Source organism: Butyrivibrio sp. FCS006 (genome assembly GCF_000424525.1).
Classification (GTDB): Bacteria; Bacillota; Clostridia; order Lachnospirales; family Lachnospiraceae; genus Butyrivibrio.
The window spans coordinates 212,763-228,854 of the sequence record NZ_KE384204.1; the positions used below are offsets into that span (position 1 = coordinate 212,763).

Consider the following 16,092-nt stretch of genomic DNA (forward strand, 5'->3'; position numbering starts at 1 on the left):
TCTATGAAAACACTGGCTATGATCACAGCAAGGGGAGGAAGCAAGAGGATTCCCCGTAAGAATATCAAGGAGTTCAACGGAAAGCCCATCATCGCATACTCCATCGAGGCGGCGCTCGCATCAGGAGTATTCGACGAAGTGATGGTCTCCACAGATGATGAGGAGATTGCAGAGATTGCCAAAAAGTACGGAGCCAAGGTGCCCTTCTTCAGGAGCGAGAAGACTGCGAACGACTTTGCCACAACGGTTGATGTCATCGAAGAGGTGCTCAATACCTACAAGGAAAGAGGAGAGGAGTTTGACATCTTCTGCTGCATCTATCCTACGGCGCCGTTTATAACAGCAAAGAGGTTAAAAGACGCTGTTGAGGAGCTGGCAAAATCAGACGCCGACTCACTTATCCCCGTTGTAAGGTTCTCCTATCCGCCCCAGAGGGCTATGGAGGTCCACGACGGAAAGCTGGTCTTCAGGCAGCCTGAGAACCTTTCCAAGAGGAGCCAGGATCTTGAGCCGCACTTCCACGATGCAGGGCAGTTTTATGTGGTAAGGAGCGAGAGCTTTTTCAAGAACCGCGGGATAATGGTGGGAGATATCCTTCCAATGGAGCTCTCGGAACTTGAGGTTCAGGACATCGATAACGAAGTTGACTGGAAACTGGCAGAGCTTAAATACAATCTTTTGAATGAAGGTTAAGTTATGAAAGGGGGCATCCGATATATATAAAGGATGAATGCCCTCTTTTAAATTGTCATCCTTTGCGTTATAATGTGGAATGAAATCATAGACTTATTGTTATTATCCGCGTTTATGCGCTTTCATAAATGCGTTGAAAGGGGTATTTGAGAATTATGCAGTATGCAGATATCGGAATCGATTTAGGTACAGCCTCTGTACTTGTATATATCAAGGGTAAGGGAGTTGTTTTAAAAGAGCCATCAGTTGTGGCTTATGACAGAGATACAGAAGAGATCAAGGCTATCGGTGAGGATGCAAGACTTATGCTTGGTCGTACACCGGGTAACATCGTAGCTGTAAGACCTCTTCGTCAGGGCGTTATTTCCAACTACAAGATAACCGAGCAGATGATGAGATACTTCATCAAGAAGGCTATCGGCAGAAGGATCCACAGAAAGCCCTTTATCGCTGTTTGCGTTCCTTCCGGAGCAACAGAGGTCGAGAAGAAGGCTGTAGAAGATGCTACAAGACTCTGCGGAGCAAGAGATGTTGAGACCATCGAGGAGCCTATTGCAGCAGCTATCGGAGCTGGGATTGACATTACAAAGCCATGTGGAAACATGATCGTTGATATAGGCGGTGGTACATCAGATATCGCTGTTATCTCTCTTGGAGGAACCGTTGTCAGCACATCCGTTAAGGTTGCAGGCGATGACTTCGACGAGGCAATTGTTCGTTACATGCGTAAGAAACACAACCTTCTTATCGGTGACAGAACAGCCGAGGATATCAAGATCAAGATCGGTTCAGCTTATCCAAGAGCTGAGAATGACACAATGGACGTAAGAGGAAGAAACCTTGTAACAGGTCTTCCCAAGACAGTAAGAGTATCATCAGAAGAGACAGAAGAGGCGCTCAGAGAGCCTACAAGTCAGATCATTGAGGCTATCCACAGCGTCCTTGAGAATACACCTCCGGAGCTGGCAGCAGATATCGCTGACAGAGGAATTGTTCTTACCGGTGGTGGAGCACTTCTTCGCGGACTTGAGGACCTTATCTATTCAAAGACAGGTATCAACACAATGACCGCTGAGGATCCAATGACAGCCGTTGCTATCGGAACAGGCCGTTACATTGAATTTGTATCCGGTTACCGCGAGGATTAATCATCACATATGCACTGCTCATGGACCGAGCGGTAGTAATGGCCAGGATGGCATGAGGTACTTTGTATGGTAAAGGGTCTTTACACTGCTTACACAGGGATGATCAATGAGCAGCACAGGATGGATGTGCTCACCAACAATCTTGCCAATGCCAATACCAATGGTTACAAGAAGGAAGGCGCAACTGCACAGTCTTTCAAGGATCAGCTTGCGCTCAAAATTAAAGACATAACTGATGCCCCGTTCACTGCTCGTGGACTGGGCATTATTAATCCCGGGGTTAAGATCGGCGAGGGCTATGTAGACTGGACCGAGGGCCCCATGAAGGAGACTCATAACACCTTCGATATGGCCATCGGCGGAAGCGGATTTTTCGCAGTCGAATACGCCATGAAGGCTGAGGATGAAAACGAGGACGAGGATACAACCGGTACCAATAATACCAACAACTGGAGACTTTCAAGATATCAGAACGACAGGACTCTGGCAGCCTACAAGGCAGGCAAGCTCTCTCTTGATCAGATGAGAGATAACGGCTACGAGCAGATGGTGCTCTATACAAGAGACGGTAACTTCACTCTTAACAGTGAAGGCGTTCTGGTTACTCAGGACGGCGACTTTGTTCTTTCACAGGATCAGGGACACATTGAACTTGATCCCAACCTTCCTGTACAGATTTCTACCAATGGAGAGGTGGTTCAGGACGGACAGGTTGTTGCTACCATAGGTGTCTTCGACTTTGAAAAGACTGTTCAGAGAAATGGAATGAGTACCTATACAACACTTGAGCACTACGGCGAGAACGGATTTATTCCTACGGACGATGCTGCTCAGGTAGAGGCTACAGGCCAGGTTTATGCGGGATTTTTGGAGCAGTCCAATGTTTCTGTAGTTGATGAGATGGTTAACATGATCGCAGTTCAGAGAAACTACGACACTAACCAGAGGATGATCACCACAATTGATGATACTCTGGATAAGGCAGTTAACCAGATCGGAACCCTGAGTTAAATTTTATAAATTTTTAATAATTTAGCTCACGCAGTATGACGATAAATAAACAGAGAACTATATTGAAGTCACGGATGACGCATTGTTCAGCAAAGAGCCACGGATGGTAACAGCTCTTACTGAATCGGAGGTGACTGAATATGGTAAGAAGTTTATGGTCAGCAGCTACAGGAATGAACGCCCAGCAGACGAATGTGGATACTATATCCAACAATCTCGCCAACGTTAACACAACGGGCTATAAGGCACAGGGCGCTCAGTTCAAATCTCTTTTATATCAAGAGTTACAGACTATAACTACAACAGCAAACGGCGCACCCAAGCCCACCACATCACAGGTAGGCCTTGGTGTTCGTACTTCTACGATCAATCAGTATTTTTCCCAGGGATCATTTCAGGAGAATGCAAATCCTGCAGCTATTGCCATTAGTGGCGATGGCTTCTTCAAGTACCAGGGAGCAACTGACGGAGAAGTATTATATACAAGAAACGGTAACTTCACATGGGCTCTTTCCGGCGGAAACGGATCACCTCTTGTTCTTACCACTGCAGAAGGTAACAAGGTTCTTGGAATCAATGATCAGCCTATTCAGGTAGACGGAAACATGGTTGCCAGCCGTATCACCATCGGCGGAGACGGCAAGATCTATTATCCCGATGCACAGGGCGTTCCTCAGGAAGTTGGCGGACAGCAGATAGGTCTTTGGCAGTTCCCTAACAGAGAAGGTCTTCAGAGAGTAGGAAGCGTGGCATGGCAGGAGACGGCAGCCAGCGGAGCAGCTATCAATGAGAATCAGGCAGCCGGAAACATTAAGAGATCCGAGCTGGTTCAGGGATATCTTGAAGGATCAAACGTAAACGTAGCAACAGAGATGGTTAACCTCATCGTTGCACAGCGTGCCTATGAAATGAATTCAACTGCGATCCAGACAACAGATGAGATGATGCAGACAGCTAACTCTCTTAAGAGATAAGCTGTAGTTAGGGGTAGTTATGGCGAGCTTTAATGTCAGCGGTATAAACGCATCGGCAATAAGTGAATATGCAATGCAGGAGAGCAAGAACGCCAGCACCATCGCTCTTCAGAAAAAGCTTGAGAACACTTCAGCTAAGTCTACCGACGATGAACTCTGGCAGGCCTGTAAGGGATTTGAAGCCTACTTTATGGAGCAGATCTACAAAGAGATGCAGAAGTCCGTGGATGCTCTCAAGCCCGACGATCAGGACAAATCCACCTCGACGTTGGTTGACTACTTCAAGAATCAGACTCTCCAGGAGATATGTGCTGATTCGGTAGATACCCAGAGTAATGGCTTTGCCCAGATGCTCTACGAGAATCTGAAAAGAAATTATGACATTCCTACAGCTCCTGAAGCAGAAAAGACACAGGGTCCGGAGCAGGTTTAATAAAATTATAAAAGTCGCCAAATCTTAAGAAAATCTTAAAGTCTTGGCGACTTTTTCTATGCTATAATTCAGTCTATGGAAAAAGTAAAGGGATACATAGAACACTTTTTATATAAAAATGCCGAGAATGGCTATGGGGTTTTAAATCTTGTTACAGCCGATACCGAGATCATCTGTACCGGCTCTTTTCGTGATGTCGATGTTGGCGATACCATCGAGATAGAGGGTGAATACGTCAACCATCCGGTCTACGGAAGTCAGTTCAAGGCTTCTTCTTACGAGATATCAATACCCGATGATGCAGCTTCAATGCAGAGATACCTGGGCTCCGGCGCCATCAGAGGCGTGGGGGAAGCTCTTGCTGCCCGTATTGTCAAGATGTTCGGAGATGACACTTTCAGGATCATTGAGGATGAGCCAGAGAGGCTTGCGGAGGTCAAGGGCATAAGCCTTAATAAGGCCCAGGACATCGGAATGCAGATGGCCAGCAAAAGAGAAATGCGCGATGCCATGATCTTTCTGCAGCAGTTTGGCATTGGAAATGCCCTTTCGGTCAAGATATTTAACACTTATGGGAATCGCATATACAGCGTTATCAAGGAGAATCCCTATCAGCTCTCTGAGGATATAAACGGTGTCGGATTTAAGACTGCCGACGAGATCGCTGAGAAAGCAGGAATCCTTGTTGATTCCGACTACCGTATCAGGAGCGGAATCCTCTATGCTCTCTCTCAGTCAGCTGCGGATGGAAACACCTATCTTCCTATGGAGGAGCTTATAGCAAGGACCATACAGGTGCTTCAGACAAGGCCCGGATACGAGATCAGAAGGGACAATATAGAGACTCACATATCCAATCTGATGATGGATCGTAAGCTCATCTGCAAAGGCGATGATCAGGTTTACGCAGCAAGCTTCTACTATGAGGAACAGGGCTGTGCAGCCATGCTTGAAGGTCTTAATCTTCAGGAGAACATAACACCTGCTCAGGAAGAGGAGTACAAAAAGCTAATATTGAAGCTTGAAGAGAGCAAGGGAATTGAGCTTGACGACCTTCAGAGAAATGCAGTGCTGCAGAGCATTACCAATGGTGTTGTCATTATTACGGGAGGTCCGGGAACAGGTAAGACCACTACCATCAACACCATCATTAGCTATTATGCCGGGATGGGGCTGGACATCATGCTGGCAGCGCCTACAGGAAGAGCTGCCAAGAGAATGACCGAGGCAACCGGGTATGAAGCCAAGACCATTCACAGACTGCTTGAGGTTTCGGGACAGATGTCCGATGACATGTCAGTGAAGTCCTCCGGCGTACACTTTGAGAGAAACAGAGATAACCCCTTAGAGACGGATGCTATCATCATTGATGAGATGTCTATGGTGGATATTCATCTCTTTTACGCACTGCTCAAGGCACTGGTGCCGGGAGTACACCTGATACTGGTCGGAGACAGCTCACAGCTTCCGAGCGTAGGCCCGGGACAGGTTCTTAGGGACCTTATAGACAGTGGTAAATTCCCGACCACCTATCTGAAAAAGATATTCAGGCAGGCCGAGGAGAGCGACATCGTCATGAATGCTCACAGGATCCACGACGGAGAGAAGCCGGTTCTCGATAACAAGAGCAAGGATTTCTTTTTCCTTGAGAGGAGCGAAGCAGGCGTTATCTACAAGCATATGGTACAGCTCATAAGAGACAAGCTTCCATCCTATGTGGACGCAGGACCTTACGATATTCAGGTGCTGACCCCCATGAAGAAAGGACCGCTTGGGGCGCAGCAGCTAAACCTTATTCTTCAGGAGCATTTAAATCCTCCGTCCCCTGACAAGAAGGAGCACACCTACGGTGATTGCACCTTCCGCGAGGGTGACAAGGTCATGCAGATAAGAAACAACTATCAGGCTACCTGGGAGGTTGTTGGCAAGTTCAACATCGCCATAGATTCCGGAACCGGAGTGTTCAACGGAGACATGGGAGTCATCAAGCAGATAAACGACTATTCACAGGATGTGATCGTGGAATTTGATGAGGGAAGGCAGGTCAGATACCCGTTTGCGGATCTCGATGAGATAGAGCTTGCCTATGCCATAACCATTCACAAGTCTCAGGGAAGCGAATACCCGGCGGTTGTGCTTCCGATACTGGGTGGGCCAAGAGTACTACTCAACAGAAACCTTCTGTACACGGCAGTTACAAGGGCCAGAAGTACGGTATGCATCCTCGGCAGCAGCCAGACTCTTATGAGCATGGTGGAGAACGAGGAGCAGCTCAAAAGATATACAGGATTGAAAGACAGGATCATAGAAATATTTGATACATCAGAGTTTTAAACGGGCACTGGATCTTTTATACCCCAGAAGGTGCCCGGTATGCGACGGGGTAGTTCCGGCCTTTGAGATCAGAGATGGGCACATAAAAAGGGCAGGACTTATTCACAGAAAGTGCCTTGGAAAAATTGAATATGTAAAAGGCGCAACCTGTGCAAAATGTGGGAAGCCTCTTTCGGATGACACACAGGAGTACTGTGAGGACTGCAGACGGACGAAGCATAACTTTGACAGAGGCTACTCTGTCTTTGCCTACAGGACCATATCGGGATCCATATACAGGTTCAAGTACATGGGGAGGCAGGAATATGCCGAGTTCTACGGATGGGCTACAGCTGGGATTCTGGGCAGGAAACTTAAAGGCCTCGGTATAGAAGCCATAGTTCCGGTACCGATGTATCCTGCAAAAGAGAGAAAGAGAGGCTACAATCAGGCAGCAGTATATGCCGAAGCAGTTTCTGCACAGTTGCATATACCCGTCCTTAAGGGTCTGGTAAGAAGGGTCAGAAACACAGCTCCAATGAAGGAACTGGACGCTCGCGGACGCCGTAATAATTTGAAAAAAGCTTTTATTATAGCCAAAAATGATGTAAAATTTAAGTGCGTACTTATTATCGATGACATCTATACAACTGGAAGTACTATTGATGAGATCGCCCATGAGTTTCGGATGGCGGGAGTTCAAAAAATTTACTGTTTGACCCTTGCTATCGGGCAAACTACTTAAATATATGGAGGTCAGCTTATGAACTTACGGAATTGTGCAAGATGCGGAAAGATGTTTAATTACATCGGAGGTCAGCCGATATGTGACCCTTGTAAGAAGGCCATCGAGGAAGATTTCCAAAAGGTAAAACAGTACATAGAAGACAATCCTACTGCAAGCTTGAAAATGATCTCTGAAGAAAACCAGGTTTCTACCAAGCAGATCCAGCAGTGGATTCGTGAAGAGAGACTTATGTTCTCTAAGGATTCTCCAATCCAGCTTCTCTGTGAGGGCTGTGGAGAGCCTATAACAACAGGAAGATTTTGTGCTAAGTGTAAGACCAGCATGGCTAATACACTCAACAGCACCTTTGCAAAACCAAAGCCTGCACTTCAGCAGCCTGTTAAGAAGGAGCCTAAGGCCGGAATGCGCTTCCTGGATACTTAAGGAGCAGCGATGTTAAACGAAGAAAAAGTCATTTTGATGACCAAAATGGCTGCCTTCATAGATCGCGAGGGCAAGAAGAACGACGCAATCAATTCATACTTTAAGAGTGACTACATTGGATTCAATGTTCTCAAATCTTTGATAAGCGCCACAATTGTCTTTGGAGTAGTTGTCGCGACCTATGTTTTATGCAATTTTGAAACCGTTTTATCGAATTTATACAATACTGAAAATCTATTAGCCATCGGCAGGAGGTACTTGATGTATTACCTCCTGCTTGTTGGCGTGTATTCCCTTGTATCATATGTCATTTATTCCTATCGTTACAGCAAGATGCGTAAGAGTATGAAGGCATATTATGCAGATCTTAAGAAATTAGCCAGAATTTACGAAAAGGAACAATGACATGACATCACTATTGGAATTAAAACAGTATATAAAGCGCTTTTACATCAAGTATGAAACTTACATCACATACGTCTGGAAATTCCTTCTGGCACTTGTGTCTATCCTGGTTATCAACAGCAAGCTCGGATATATGGACGCACTTACAAATATCGCCATTGTCATGATGGCTTCACTTTTGTGCGCAATTCTTCCGGCTAATTTTATTGTATTTGTTTCAGCAGCGTTTATCCTGGGACATCTGTATTCCCTTGCGATGGAGTGTGCGCTCATCGCACTGGTTATATTTATATTGATGTTCCTTTTGTACTTCAGATTTTCGCCTAAGGACACATTGGCGGTTCTTCTGACACCGATCTTTTTCTTCATGCATATCCCATATGTTATGCCACTTGCTATGGGACTTTTGGGAACACCGGCGTCAGTAGTTTCTGTTTCCTTCGGACTTGTAATCTCATACATGATCACTTACTTCTCTTCAAATGCCACAAGCTTTGGCAGTGACGGAGTAGTGGAGGCAGCCAACGGATTCTCTACAATTGTCAATGGAATCATCGGCAACAAGGAGATGATGGTGATGATAGTTGTATTTGCCATTGTCCTGATACTGGTTTACATCATCAGAAGATCTTCAATCGATCACTGCTGGAAGATTGCCATCGCAGCAGGATCCATCGGACTTATGATCTTTACCCTCATCGGAGATATCATGTCAGATACACAGATATCGATCGCCGGGGTTATTTTGGGAACTATCATCTCAGCACTCTTGATGCTGGTGGTTGAGTTCTTTGCGTTTAACATGGATTACAGCAGAACCGAGAAGGTTCAGTTTGAAGATGACGAGTATTATTACTATGTCAAGGCAGTGCCCAAGGTTACTGTCGCAACCCCCGAAAGGAAGGTAAAAAAGATTAACCGCGCAAGAGAGCAGCACTGATTAGTTTTTGGGGAATGTCATGGATCAGTTAGATTTTATTTTTGACTTCAACAGAACAAGCCTTCACATGCCAACCATCAGATTTTCTGATGTATTGGAAGTTTTTATCATTGCGTTTCTGATATATCACATTCTGGTATGGGCAAGAAGTACTAGACTATGGTCTCTTTTAAAGGGGGTCATAGTTATTCTTGTGTTCATTTTGCTCTGTGCGCTTTTAAACATGTCGACGATCCTGTGGATTGTTGAGAGGGTATTCAGTATCGCCATCATAGCTATCGTGGTAATACTCCAGCCCGAGCTCAGGAAGGCGCTGGAAGAACTGGGAAGGAAGAATTTCTTTTCCAATGTCTTGTCCCTTGGTGATATGAAGAGTTCCGGAAGGTTCTCGGACAAGACTCTCAATGAGATCACAAGAGCCTGCGTTGAGATGGCCAAGGTCAGGACCGGAGCGCTTATCGTTATTGAGCAGAATCATCCGCTTACTGAGTATGAGAGAACCGGTATTGATGTGGACGGAATAGTAACCAGTCAGCTCCTCATCAATATTTTCGAGCATAATACACCGCTCCACGACGGAGCAGTAATAATCCGTGGTGACAGGATCACCTCGGCAACCTGTTATCTTCCGCTTTCCGACAACATGGGAATCGGTAAGGAACTGGGAACAAGACACCGTGCAGGAATCGGTGTGTCTGAGGCTTCAGACTGCTTTGTTATCATAGTTTCAGAGGAGACAGGTAAGATAAGCGTTGCATATGAAGGAGAGCTTGAAAGAGCTCTTGACAGTGACAGGCTAAGGGAGCGCCTGAGAGTTATCCAGGACAAGCATGAGGAAGAAGCACCCATCAAGTACCTTGCCAGAAAGGCCAAGGTGAGAAAATGAAGAGACTGACGGCCAACTGGGGACTTAAGCTTGCTTCACTGATATTTGCGATGGTTGTGTGGTTCCTTGTAACCAACATAAACGACCCCATCACTTCGGTGAGGTACAACAATATTCCCGTAACACTAAAAAACACCAATCTTATTACCGATCAGGGCCAGGTTTACACCATTCTTGATGGCAGTGATACCATCAGCAGTGTGACAATCTATGCGCCCAGATCAATAATAGATTCCCTGAGTCTTAACAATATTATTGCAACAGCGGATCTGCAGGAGCTTTCAAGCTTCAATACCGTTAATATCGATGTTAAGACCAACAAGTACTTTGACAAGATTGAGAAGATAGACACCAGTTCCGACATGGTCAAGCTCAGCGTAGAGAGAAAGGCATCAAAATCCCTTGCTCTCGGAGCAACAACCTCAGGTTCACTGGCTGACGGATATGTTATCGGAGACGTCTCCACCGAGCAGAACATGGTGAGGATAAGCGGACCTGAATCCGTTGTAAATCGTGTCGCTTCTGCCACGGTAGATGTCGATGTCACAGGATTTACCTCCAACATAGGAACCGATGCGGATATTGTACTGCTTGATTCCGAGGGAGAGCCTGTAGATGCTTCACTTGTCTCCATGAACATCAAGACAGTAAGAGTCAACGTTGTAATCTATGAGACCAAGTATGTGCCGATCACTTATAATGTGACAGGAGTGCCGGCAAACGGATACATTTTTACAAAAGAGATTGAGAGTACCCCTGATGCTGTGCAGATAGCAGGCAGAAGCAGCACTCTTTCATCCGTAAACGAGATCATTGTTGATGATCCCAACATAAATGTTGATGGGCTTAATTCAAATCTGACTTATACCTATAATTTGAGCCAGTTCCTTCCATCAGGAGTAACTCTGGCGGATAAAGACTTTAACGGATCTGTTTCTGTGGTGATACATGTATCACCTGTCGAGAGCAGAACTTACGACGTGAATGTTTCCAAGATAAGCGTTAACGGAGAAGCCGAGGGCTTTAAGGTCTATGTCGATGACAGTGAGTATGACACCGTATCACTTACTCTTCAGGGGCTTTCTGCTGCTCTTAATGCCATTTCAGAGAATTCTCTTCAGGGAAGTGTAAGTGTAGATGAAATACTCGCAGCTAATGATCTTACCGAACTCACAGCAGGAACCTACAGCGCAGATGTGGATTGGGCTTTGCCCGAGGGCGTCAGCGAAAAGGGAACAGTGAGTGTCTATGTGACAGTTGAACAGAATTAATTTAGGAGGAAATGCTTAATGGTAACGAAAAAAGTTGTCATTACCAATCCTACAGGATTACATCTTCGTCCTGCCGGCAATCTTTGCAAGGTGGCGATGAACTATAAATCGCATATTACTTTTAATTACGGTGATAACACGGCCAATGCAAAGAGTGTTTTGAGCGTCCTGGGTGCATGCATCAAATGCGGCGATGAACTGGAGTTTAAATGCGAAGGCCCGGATGAAGAAGAGGCTATGCAGGCGCTTATTGAGGCCATTGAAACAGGACTTGGCGAGTGAACTATCTTGTGTTAAAATCACATGAGTTAAAATTTTAAAGAGGGAGTTTTGGGAAATGAAAAAGTTAAAAGCTGCATTAGTTGCAGGTCTTGCTGTAACAATGCTTTTTGGTTGCGGAAAAGCCAGCGATGAAGCTGTTGTCGGACTTAGTATTGAGAAGCTTGAAGATGTTCAGGATGTAACACCTGCAGCAACAGAGGCAACATCTGAAGAGGAAGAGGTTATCGATGAGGATGCTCCTCCTGCAGAAGGAATGGTAAGAAGCTACTTCACAAACCAGTGGGTTGATGAAGCTGTTAATAATACAAGACCTATCGCAGTTATGTACCCTATCAACAAGGAAGCTCAGCCACAGTACGGACTTAGCAATGTGGCAGTTTTCTATGAGATCATGGAAGAAGGCAGCATGAGCCGTCAGATGGGTATCGTTGAGGACTGGCAGAATCTTGAGCGTATCGGTAATATCCGTAGTATCCGTGATTACTTCGTATATGCTGCTCTTGAGTATGATCCGGTTATCGTTCACTACGGCGGACCTGAGCTCTATGTTAAGACAATTCTTACACGTTCAGATGTAGATAACTTAAACGGTGTCGGTGGTGTTATGGGTTCTGATTACGGCGCATTCTTCAGAGTACCTGAGGGAAGTACTTCAGAGCACACAGCTTTCACAGACGGATCTCACGTATCAAGTGCTATCAGCAAGGCCGGTTTCTCACTTGAGCACAGAGATTCATTTAATGGTGAGCCACACTTTAAGTTTACAGGATATACAAATCCCAACACACTTGAGGATTACTCAGATGCTGTAGAGGCAACTGAGATCGATATGTCAGGATGCTTCCCTGTAACAAAGTCAACCCTTACTTATGATGAAGAGAAGGGCGTATATCTTAAGACTCTTTACGGCTCAGCTCAGAAGGATGCTCTTACAGGTGAGCAGCTTTCATTTGCAAATATCGTGATCCAGAGAACATATCACGAGACTCGTGATGACAACGGATACCTTGCTTATCAGATGCACGATACAACCAACGATGGTTACTTTATCACCAAGGGCAAGATGATCCACGTTACCTGGGAAAAGACAGATGACTACGCACCTACAAAATACTTTGATGACAACGGTAATGAGGTTACCTTCAACACAGGTAGAACAATGATCTTTGTTGTTCAGCTTAAGGGTAAGTCATTCTCCAAGTTCAAGGTTAACGGAGTAGAGTACGCAGATTGATATCTGTAAACGTAATGTAAATAATAGGCGGACGGCAGAGATGTCGTCCGCTAAGTGTTTCGTCAGATAAAACTGAAAGGTGATTAAAATGGAGAAAATCATTGTAACCGGATGTAACGGACAGCTTGGAAGAGCAATCAACTTAGAGCTTCCAAAGGATAAGTATGAGCTTATCAATACAGATGTATTCCAGGGAGAAGGAATCATTCCGCTTGATATCACTAATGTCGATGCGGTAGTCGACCTTGCAAGAAAGACAAAAGCAAGCGCCATCATCAACTGCGCAGCCTACACTGCTGTTGATAAGCAGGAGAGTGATATCGACCTCTCTTACAAGATAAATGCAATCGGCCCGAGAAACCTTGCAATAGCAGCAACTGAGGTTGGTGCTAAGCTTGTTCATGTTTCAACCGACTACGTCTTTGAGGGAAATGGCACAAGACCTTATACCGAGTTTGATAAGACAGGACCTGTCAGTGTATATGGAAAGACAAAGCTTGCCGGCGAAGAAATGGTAAAGCAGTTCGCCAAGGATTTCTTTATCATAAGAACTGCATGGCTCTACGGAGACGGCAAGAATTTCGTTAAGACAATGCTCTCTCTTTCAGAGAAATACGACGAGGTAAGCGTTGTTAAGGATCAGCTCGGTACACCAACCAGTACAAAAGAGCTGGCAAAGGCAATCCACTTCCTTCTCGGAACCGAGAACTACGGAGTATTCCATGGTACCTGTGAGGGTGACACCAACTGGGCAGACTTTACGGAGGAGATCTTCAGGATCGCCGGCAAGTCAACCAGAGTTAACCACGTAACAACCAAGGAATACACTGAGAAGAACCCTCAGGCAGCTCCGAGACCTGCATACAGTATTCTTGAGAACTATATGTTCAAGCTTACATCTGACTTTATGTTTGCTGACTGGCATGATGCAATCGAAGTTTACCTTAAGGAGATGCTTTGATGAGTTTTATTAGCGGTTTATTTAGCAACAAAATACTTATTGCTGCGTTTTGTGGCTGGCTGGTAGCTCAGGTTTTGAAGACCATTATATATGTTGCGGTAAATAAGACTTTTAATCCCGAAAGGCTTTTGGGAGATGGCGGAATGCCAAGTTCACACTCGGCAACAGTAATGGCGATGGTGACATCTACAGCTTTCTACTTTGGACCTGATACCTTTGAATTTGCAGTTACAGCTATTCTTGCACTCATCGTCATGCATGATGCCATGGGTGTAAGACGCGAGACCGGCAAACAGGCCAAGGTCATCAACAACATGATGGACTGGTTTGTACAAAACAGTGATATCTCTCCGGAGGAAAAGCTCAAGGAATTCGTTGGACATTCACCGACGCAGGTTTTCTTCGGCGCACTTCTTGGCATAATTGTAGGAATCGTCGTTTGCAATCTTTAATCACTTACCTATTGGGGGCATAAATAACTATGCTGACAGTGCTTGTTATCTGGATGTATGTCATAGCTACAACATATCTTATTGGATACGGCTTTCTGATGTCTTTGGTCAATATGCCGGGTATGCTTCCCGGCAAAAAGAACAAGAAACACGAAAGAGAAAGCAGAAGATACGACTTTAAGTTCAGAGAGAGCTACATCATTACCGGAATTGTTCTGGTTACAGTTTATGCGCAGATAGTCAGTCTATTTACAAAGGTTTCTTTAGGTGCCAATTTGGTTTTGCTTGCACTCAGCGTCCTTATCGCTGTTTATTATCGCGAGGAGCTCAGTGATGATTTTCTTAGTATGCTTGGCAAGCTGAAAGCCGGCGCAAACTTCTATGTATATCTTGCAGTTTTTCTGATCATGGCCTATGGGACGTCACACGGGTATATGCACTACGACTCTGATCTCTATCACGCCCAGGCAATCCGTTGGATAGAAGAATATGGAATCGTAAGAGGGCTTGGCAATCTCCATGTGAGACTTGCTTATAACAGCTCTGCTTTTCCGCTGTCTGCTCTTTACAGCTTTAGATTTCTCGGGGGACAGTCCTACCATGTCATGTCCGGATTTTTTGCACTTCTCCTTGCATGGCAGTGCGTTGATATCAAGAACTTCATCAGAAGGGGTCATCCTGTGATCTCAGACTTTGCACGCCTTGCAGCAATTTACTATCTCTTTACCATCTATGATGAGATGATGGCTCCGGCTTCTGATTATTTCCTTTCCTGCCTTGTTTTCTACATTATCATCCACTGGCTGGATATGAACGTAAGGCATGAGAGATCCTATCTGCCATATATTTTGCTGGCCCTTTTGGGAGTATTTGCTATTACCATCAAACTTTCCGCAGCGCCGATGCTTCTTTTGACAATAGTTCCGATCTATAAGCTTTTCCACAACAGGACAAAACAGAAGATGAGGGCATTCTGGGTTTCGGTGGCGCTTGCCTTTGTAATTGTGCTCCCGTTCCTCATAAGGAATATCATCCTGTCGGGATGGTTGTTATATCCTGTAACCTTCCTTGATTTCTTCAGCTTTTACTGGGAGATTCCCAAAGGTCTTGCAGCCTATGATGCTCTTGAGATCAGGACCTTTGGAAGAGGCTACAACGACGTTGCAACTTACGCAAGTGCACCAATGTCTGAGTGGATACCGAACTGGTTTGCAAGTATTACGGGTTTAGATAAGATAATGCTGATACTGGCGCTGCTTTCAATAGTAGTCTATGTTATTTACCTTGTGTATTTTGTGCTTGCCTTTGCCGGAGAAAAGACCGAGAAGTTAAAGGGCCTTAATGACTCCAAGGTCTTTGAGATCAGCCACAGAAGTATGCTGAGCATGGCGGACTTTCTTACAATCGGAGGTACTCTTATCGGATGTTTTGCATTCTGGTTCATGAGCGCTCCGCTTATCAGATACGGAATCGTATACGTCTGGCTCCTGCCGGCAGTGATCCTGGGAAGGACATTTATTCTCGTCTACAACAGGCTCTTCGAGGATGAGGTAAAAGACACTGTGGTGAAGGCCTTCGTTATCGTCTTTTTAGCCTGGTTTATCTATAAATGTGCGATTGTTGCGCTGGAAGATAACAGGCACTTTAACCCAGAGTATCTGCTAAGACAACAGGACTATGGCAGCTATGAAGTTGATACCTTTAAAATGGGGGATGAAACCTTCTATTATCCCGTATCGGGAGATCAGGTCGGCTATGATCCATTCCCTTCTGCAACCCATGATATAACCGGTGAAGTGGAACTTATTGGGGGAGAAATTAAAGAAGGATTTAAGGCTGCCAGCCAATGATTAAAAGATTATAAATTATTTGGCAATTTGTTAAGATAAACTAAATTTTCTGACAAAAGACTATACCT

17 protein-coding genes are annotated in these 16,092 nt (G+C 45.2%); all 17 read left to right on the forward strand.

Annotated features, from left to right (window positions below):
- Positions 1 to 3 precede the first annotated feature (3 nt).
- The 17 genes from pseF (at position 4) to G633_RS0112330 (ending at position 16,024) form a co-directional block, all read left to right on the forward strand.
- On the forward strand, positions 4 to 693 hold the full coding sequence (gene pseF, locus G633_RS0112250; RefSeq protein ID WP_026520085.1) for a pseudaminic acid cytidylyltransferase: 690 nt from the start codon (positions 4 to 6) through the stop codon (positions 691 to 693).
- 155 nt (positions 694 to 848) lie between these two features.
- A complete protein-coding gene (locus G633_RS0112255; protein WP_022768074.1) occupies positions 849 to 1,841 on the forward strand; it encodes a rod shape-determining protein in 993 nt (330 codons plus the stop codon).
- A 66-nt stretch (positions 1,842 to 1,907) separates the two neighbouring features.
- Positions 1,908 to 2,852, forward strand: coding sequence for a flagellar hook-basal body protein (locus G633_RS0112260; RefSeq protein WP_022768075.1), 945 nt, complete (start codon positions 1,908 to 1,910; stop codon positions 2,850 to 2,852).
- 140 nt (positions 2,853 to 2,992) lie between these two features.
- Complete coding sequence (locus G633_RS0112265; protein WP_026520086.1) at positions 2,993 to 3,826, forward strand: flagellar hook-basal body protein; 834 nt, start codon at positions 2,993 to 2,995, stop codon at positions 3,824 to 3,826.
- A 19-nt stretch (positions 3,827 to 3,845) separates the two neighbouring features.
- Entirely contained in the window at positions 3,846 to 4,259 is a 414-nt protein-coding gene (locus tag G633_RS0112270; protein WP_022768077.1) for a hypothetical protein, read from the forward strand.
- A gap of 75 nt (positions 4,260 to 4,334) precedes the next feature.
- The gene (recD2, locus tag G633_RS0112275) at positions 4,335 to 6,593 is read left to right on the forward strand and encodes an SF1B family DNA helicase RecD2 (protein ID WP_026520087.1); all 2,259 of its coding nucleotides are present in this window, start codon (positions 4,335 to 4,337) and stop codon (positions 6,591 to 6,593) included.
- Positions 6,574 to 7,317 (forward strand): ComF family protein, encoded by a 744-nt coding sequence (locus tag G633_RS0112280; RefSeq protein WP_026520088.1) that lies wholly within the window; start codon positions 6,574 to 6,576, stop codon positions 7,315 to 7,317. The genes recD2 and G633_RS0112280 overlap by 20 nt, the downstream gene beginning before the upstream one ends.
- A gap of 18 nt (positions 7,318 to 7,335) precedes the next feature.
- Entirely contained in the window at positions 7,336 to 7,743 is a 408-nt protein-coding gene (locus G633_RS0112285) for a hypothetical protein (RefSeq protein ID WP_022768080.1), read from the forward strand.
- Positions 7,744 to 7,752: 9 nt separating this feature from the next.
- Positions 7,753 to 8,148: a hypothetical protein gene (locus tag G633_RS0112290; protein ID WP_022768081.1), complete on the forward strand. Its 396-nt coding sequence runs from the start codon at positions 7,753 to 7,755 to the stop codon at positions 8,146 to 8,148.
- Position 8,149: 1 nt separating this feature from the next.
- Positions 8,150 to 9,088, forward strand: a complete 939-nt coding sequence (locus tag G633_RS0112295) for a hypothetical protein (RefSeq protein ID WP_022768082.1) — start codon at positions 8,150 to 8,152, stop codon at positions 9,086 to 9,088.
- Positions 9,089 to 9,107: 19 nt separating this feature from the next.
- A complete protein-coding gene (cdaA, locus tag G633_RS0112300) occupies positions 9,108 to 9,974 on the forward strand; it encodes a diadenylate cyclase CdaA (RefSeq protein WP_022768083.1) in 867 nt (288 codons plus the stop codon).
- A complete protein-coding gene (locus G633_RS0112305) occupies positions 9,971 to 11,245 on the forward strand; it encodes a CdaR family protein (RefSeq protein WP_022768084.1) in 1,275 nt (424 codons plus the stop codon). The genes cdaA and G633_RS0112305 overlap by 4 nt, the downstream gene beginning before the upstream one ends.
- An 18-nt stretch (positions 11,246 to 11,263) precedes the next feature.
- Complete coding sequence (locus G633_RS0112310; RefSeq protein ID WP_022768085.1) at positions 11,264 to 11,527, forward strand: HPr family phosphocarrier protein; 264 nt, start codon at positions 11,264 to 11,266, stop codon at positions 11,525 to 11,527.
- A gap of 55 nt (positions 11,528 to 11,582) precedes the next feature.
- On the forward strand, positions 11,583 to 12,761 hold the full coding sequence (locus G633_RS18305; protein WP_022768086.1) for a DUF3048 domain-containing protein: 1,179 nt from the start codon (positions 11,583 to 11,585) through the stop codon (positions 12,759 to 12,761).
- A gap of 88 nt (positions 12,762 to 12,849) precedes the next feature.
- Entirely contained in the window at positions 12,850 to 13,722 is an 873-nt protein-coding gene (rfbD, locus tag G633_RS0112320) for a dTDP-4-dehydrorhamnose reductase (protein WP_022768087.1), read from the forward strand.
- Positions 13,722 to 14,174, forward strand: a complete 453-nt coding sequence (locus G633_RS0112325) for a divergent PAP2 family protein (protein ID WP_022768088.1) — start codon at positions 13,722 to 13,724, stop codon at positions 14,172 to 14,174. The genes rfbD and G633_RS0112325 overlap by 1 nt, the downstream gene beginning before the upstream one ends.
- Positions 14,175 to 14,203: 29 nt before the next feature.
- The gene (locus tag G633_RS0112330) at positions 14,204 to 16,024 is read left to right on the forward strand and encodes an LIC_10190 family membrane protein (protein ID WP_026520089.1); all 1,821 of its coding nucleotides are present in this window, start codon (positions 14,204 to 14,206) and stop codon (positions 16,022 to 16,024) included.
- Positions 16,025 to 16,092: the final 68 nt, after the last annotated feature.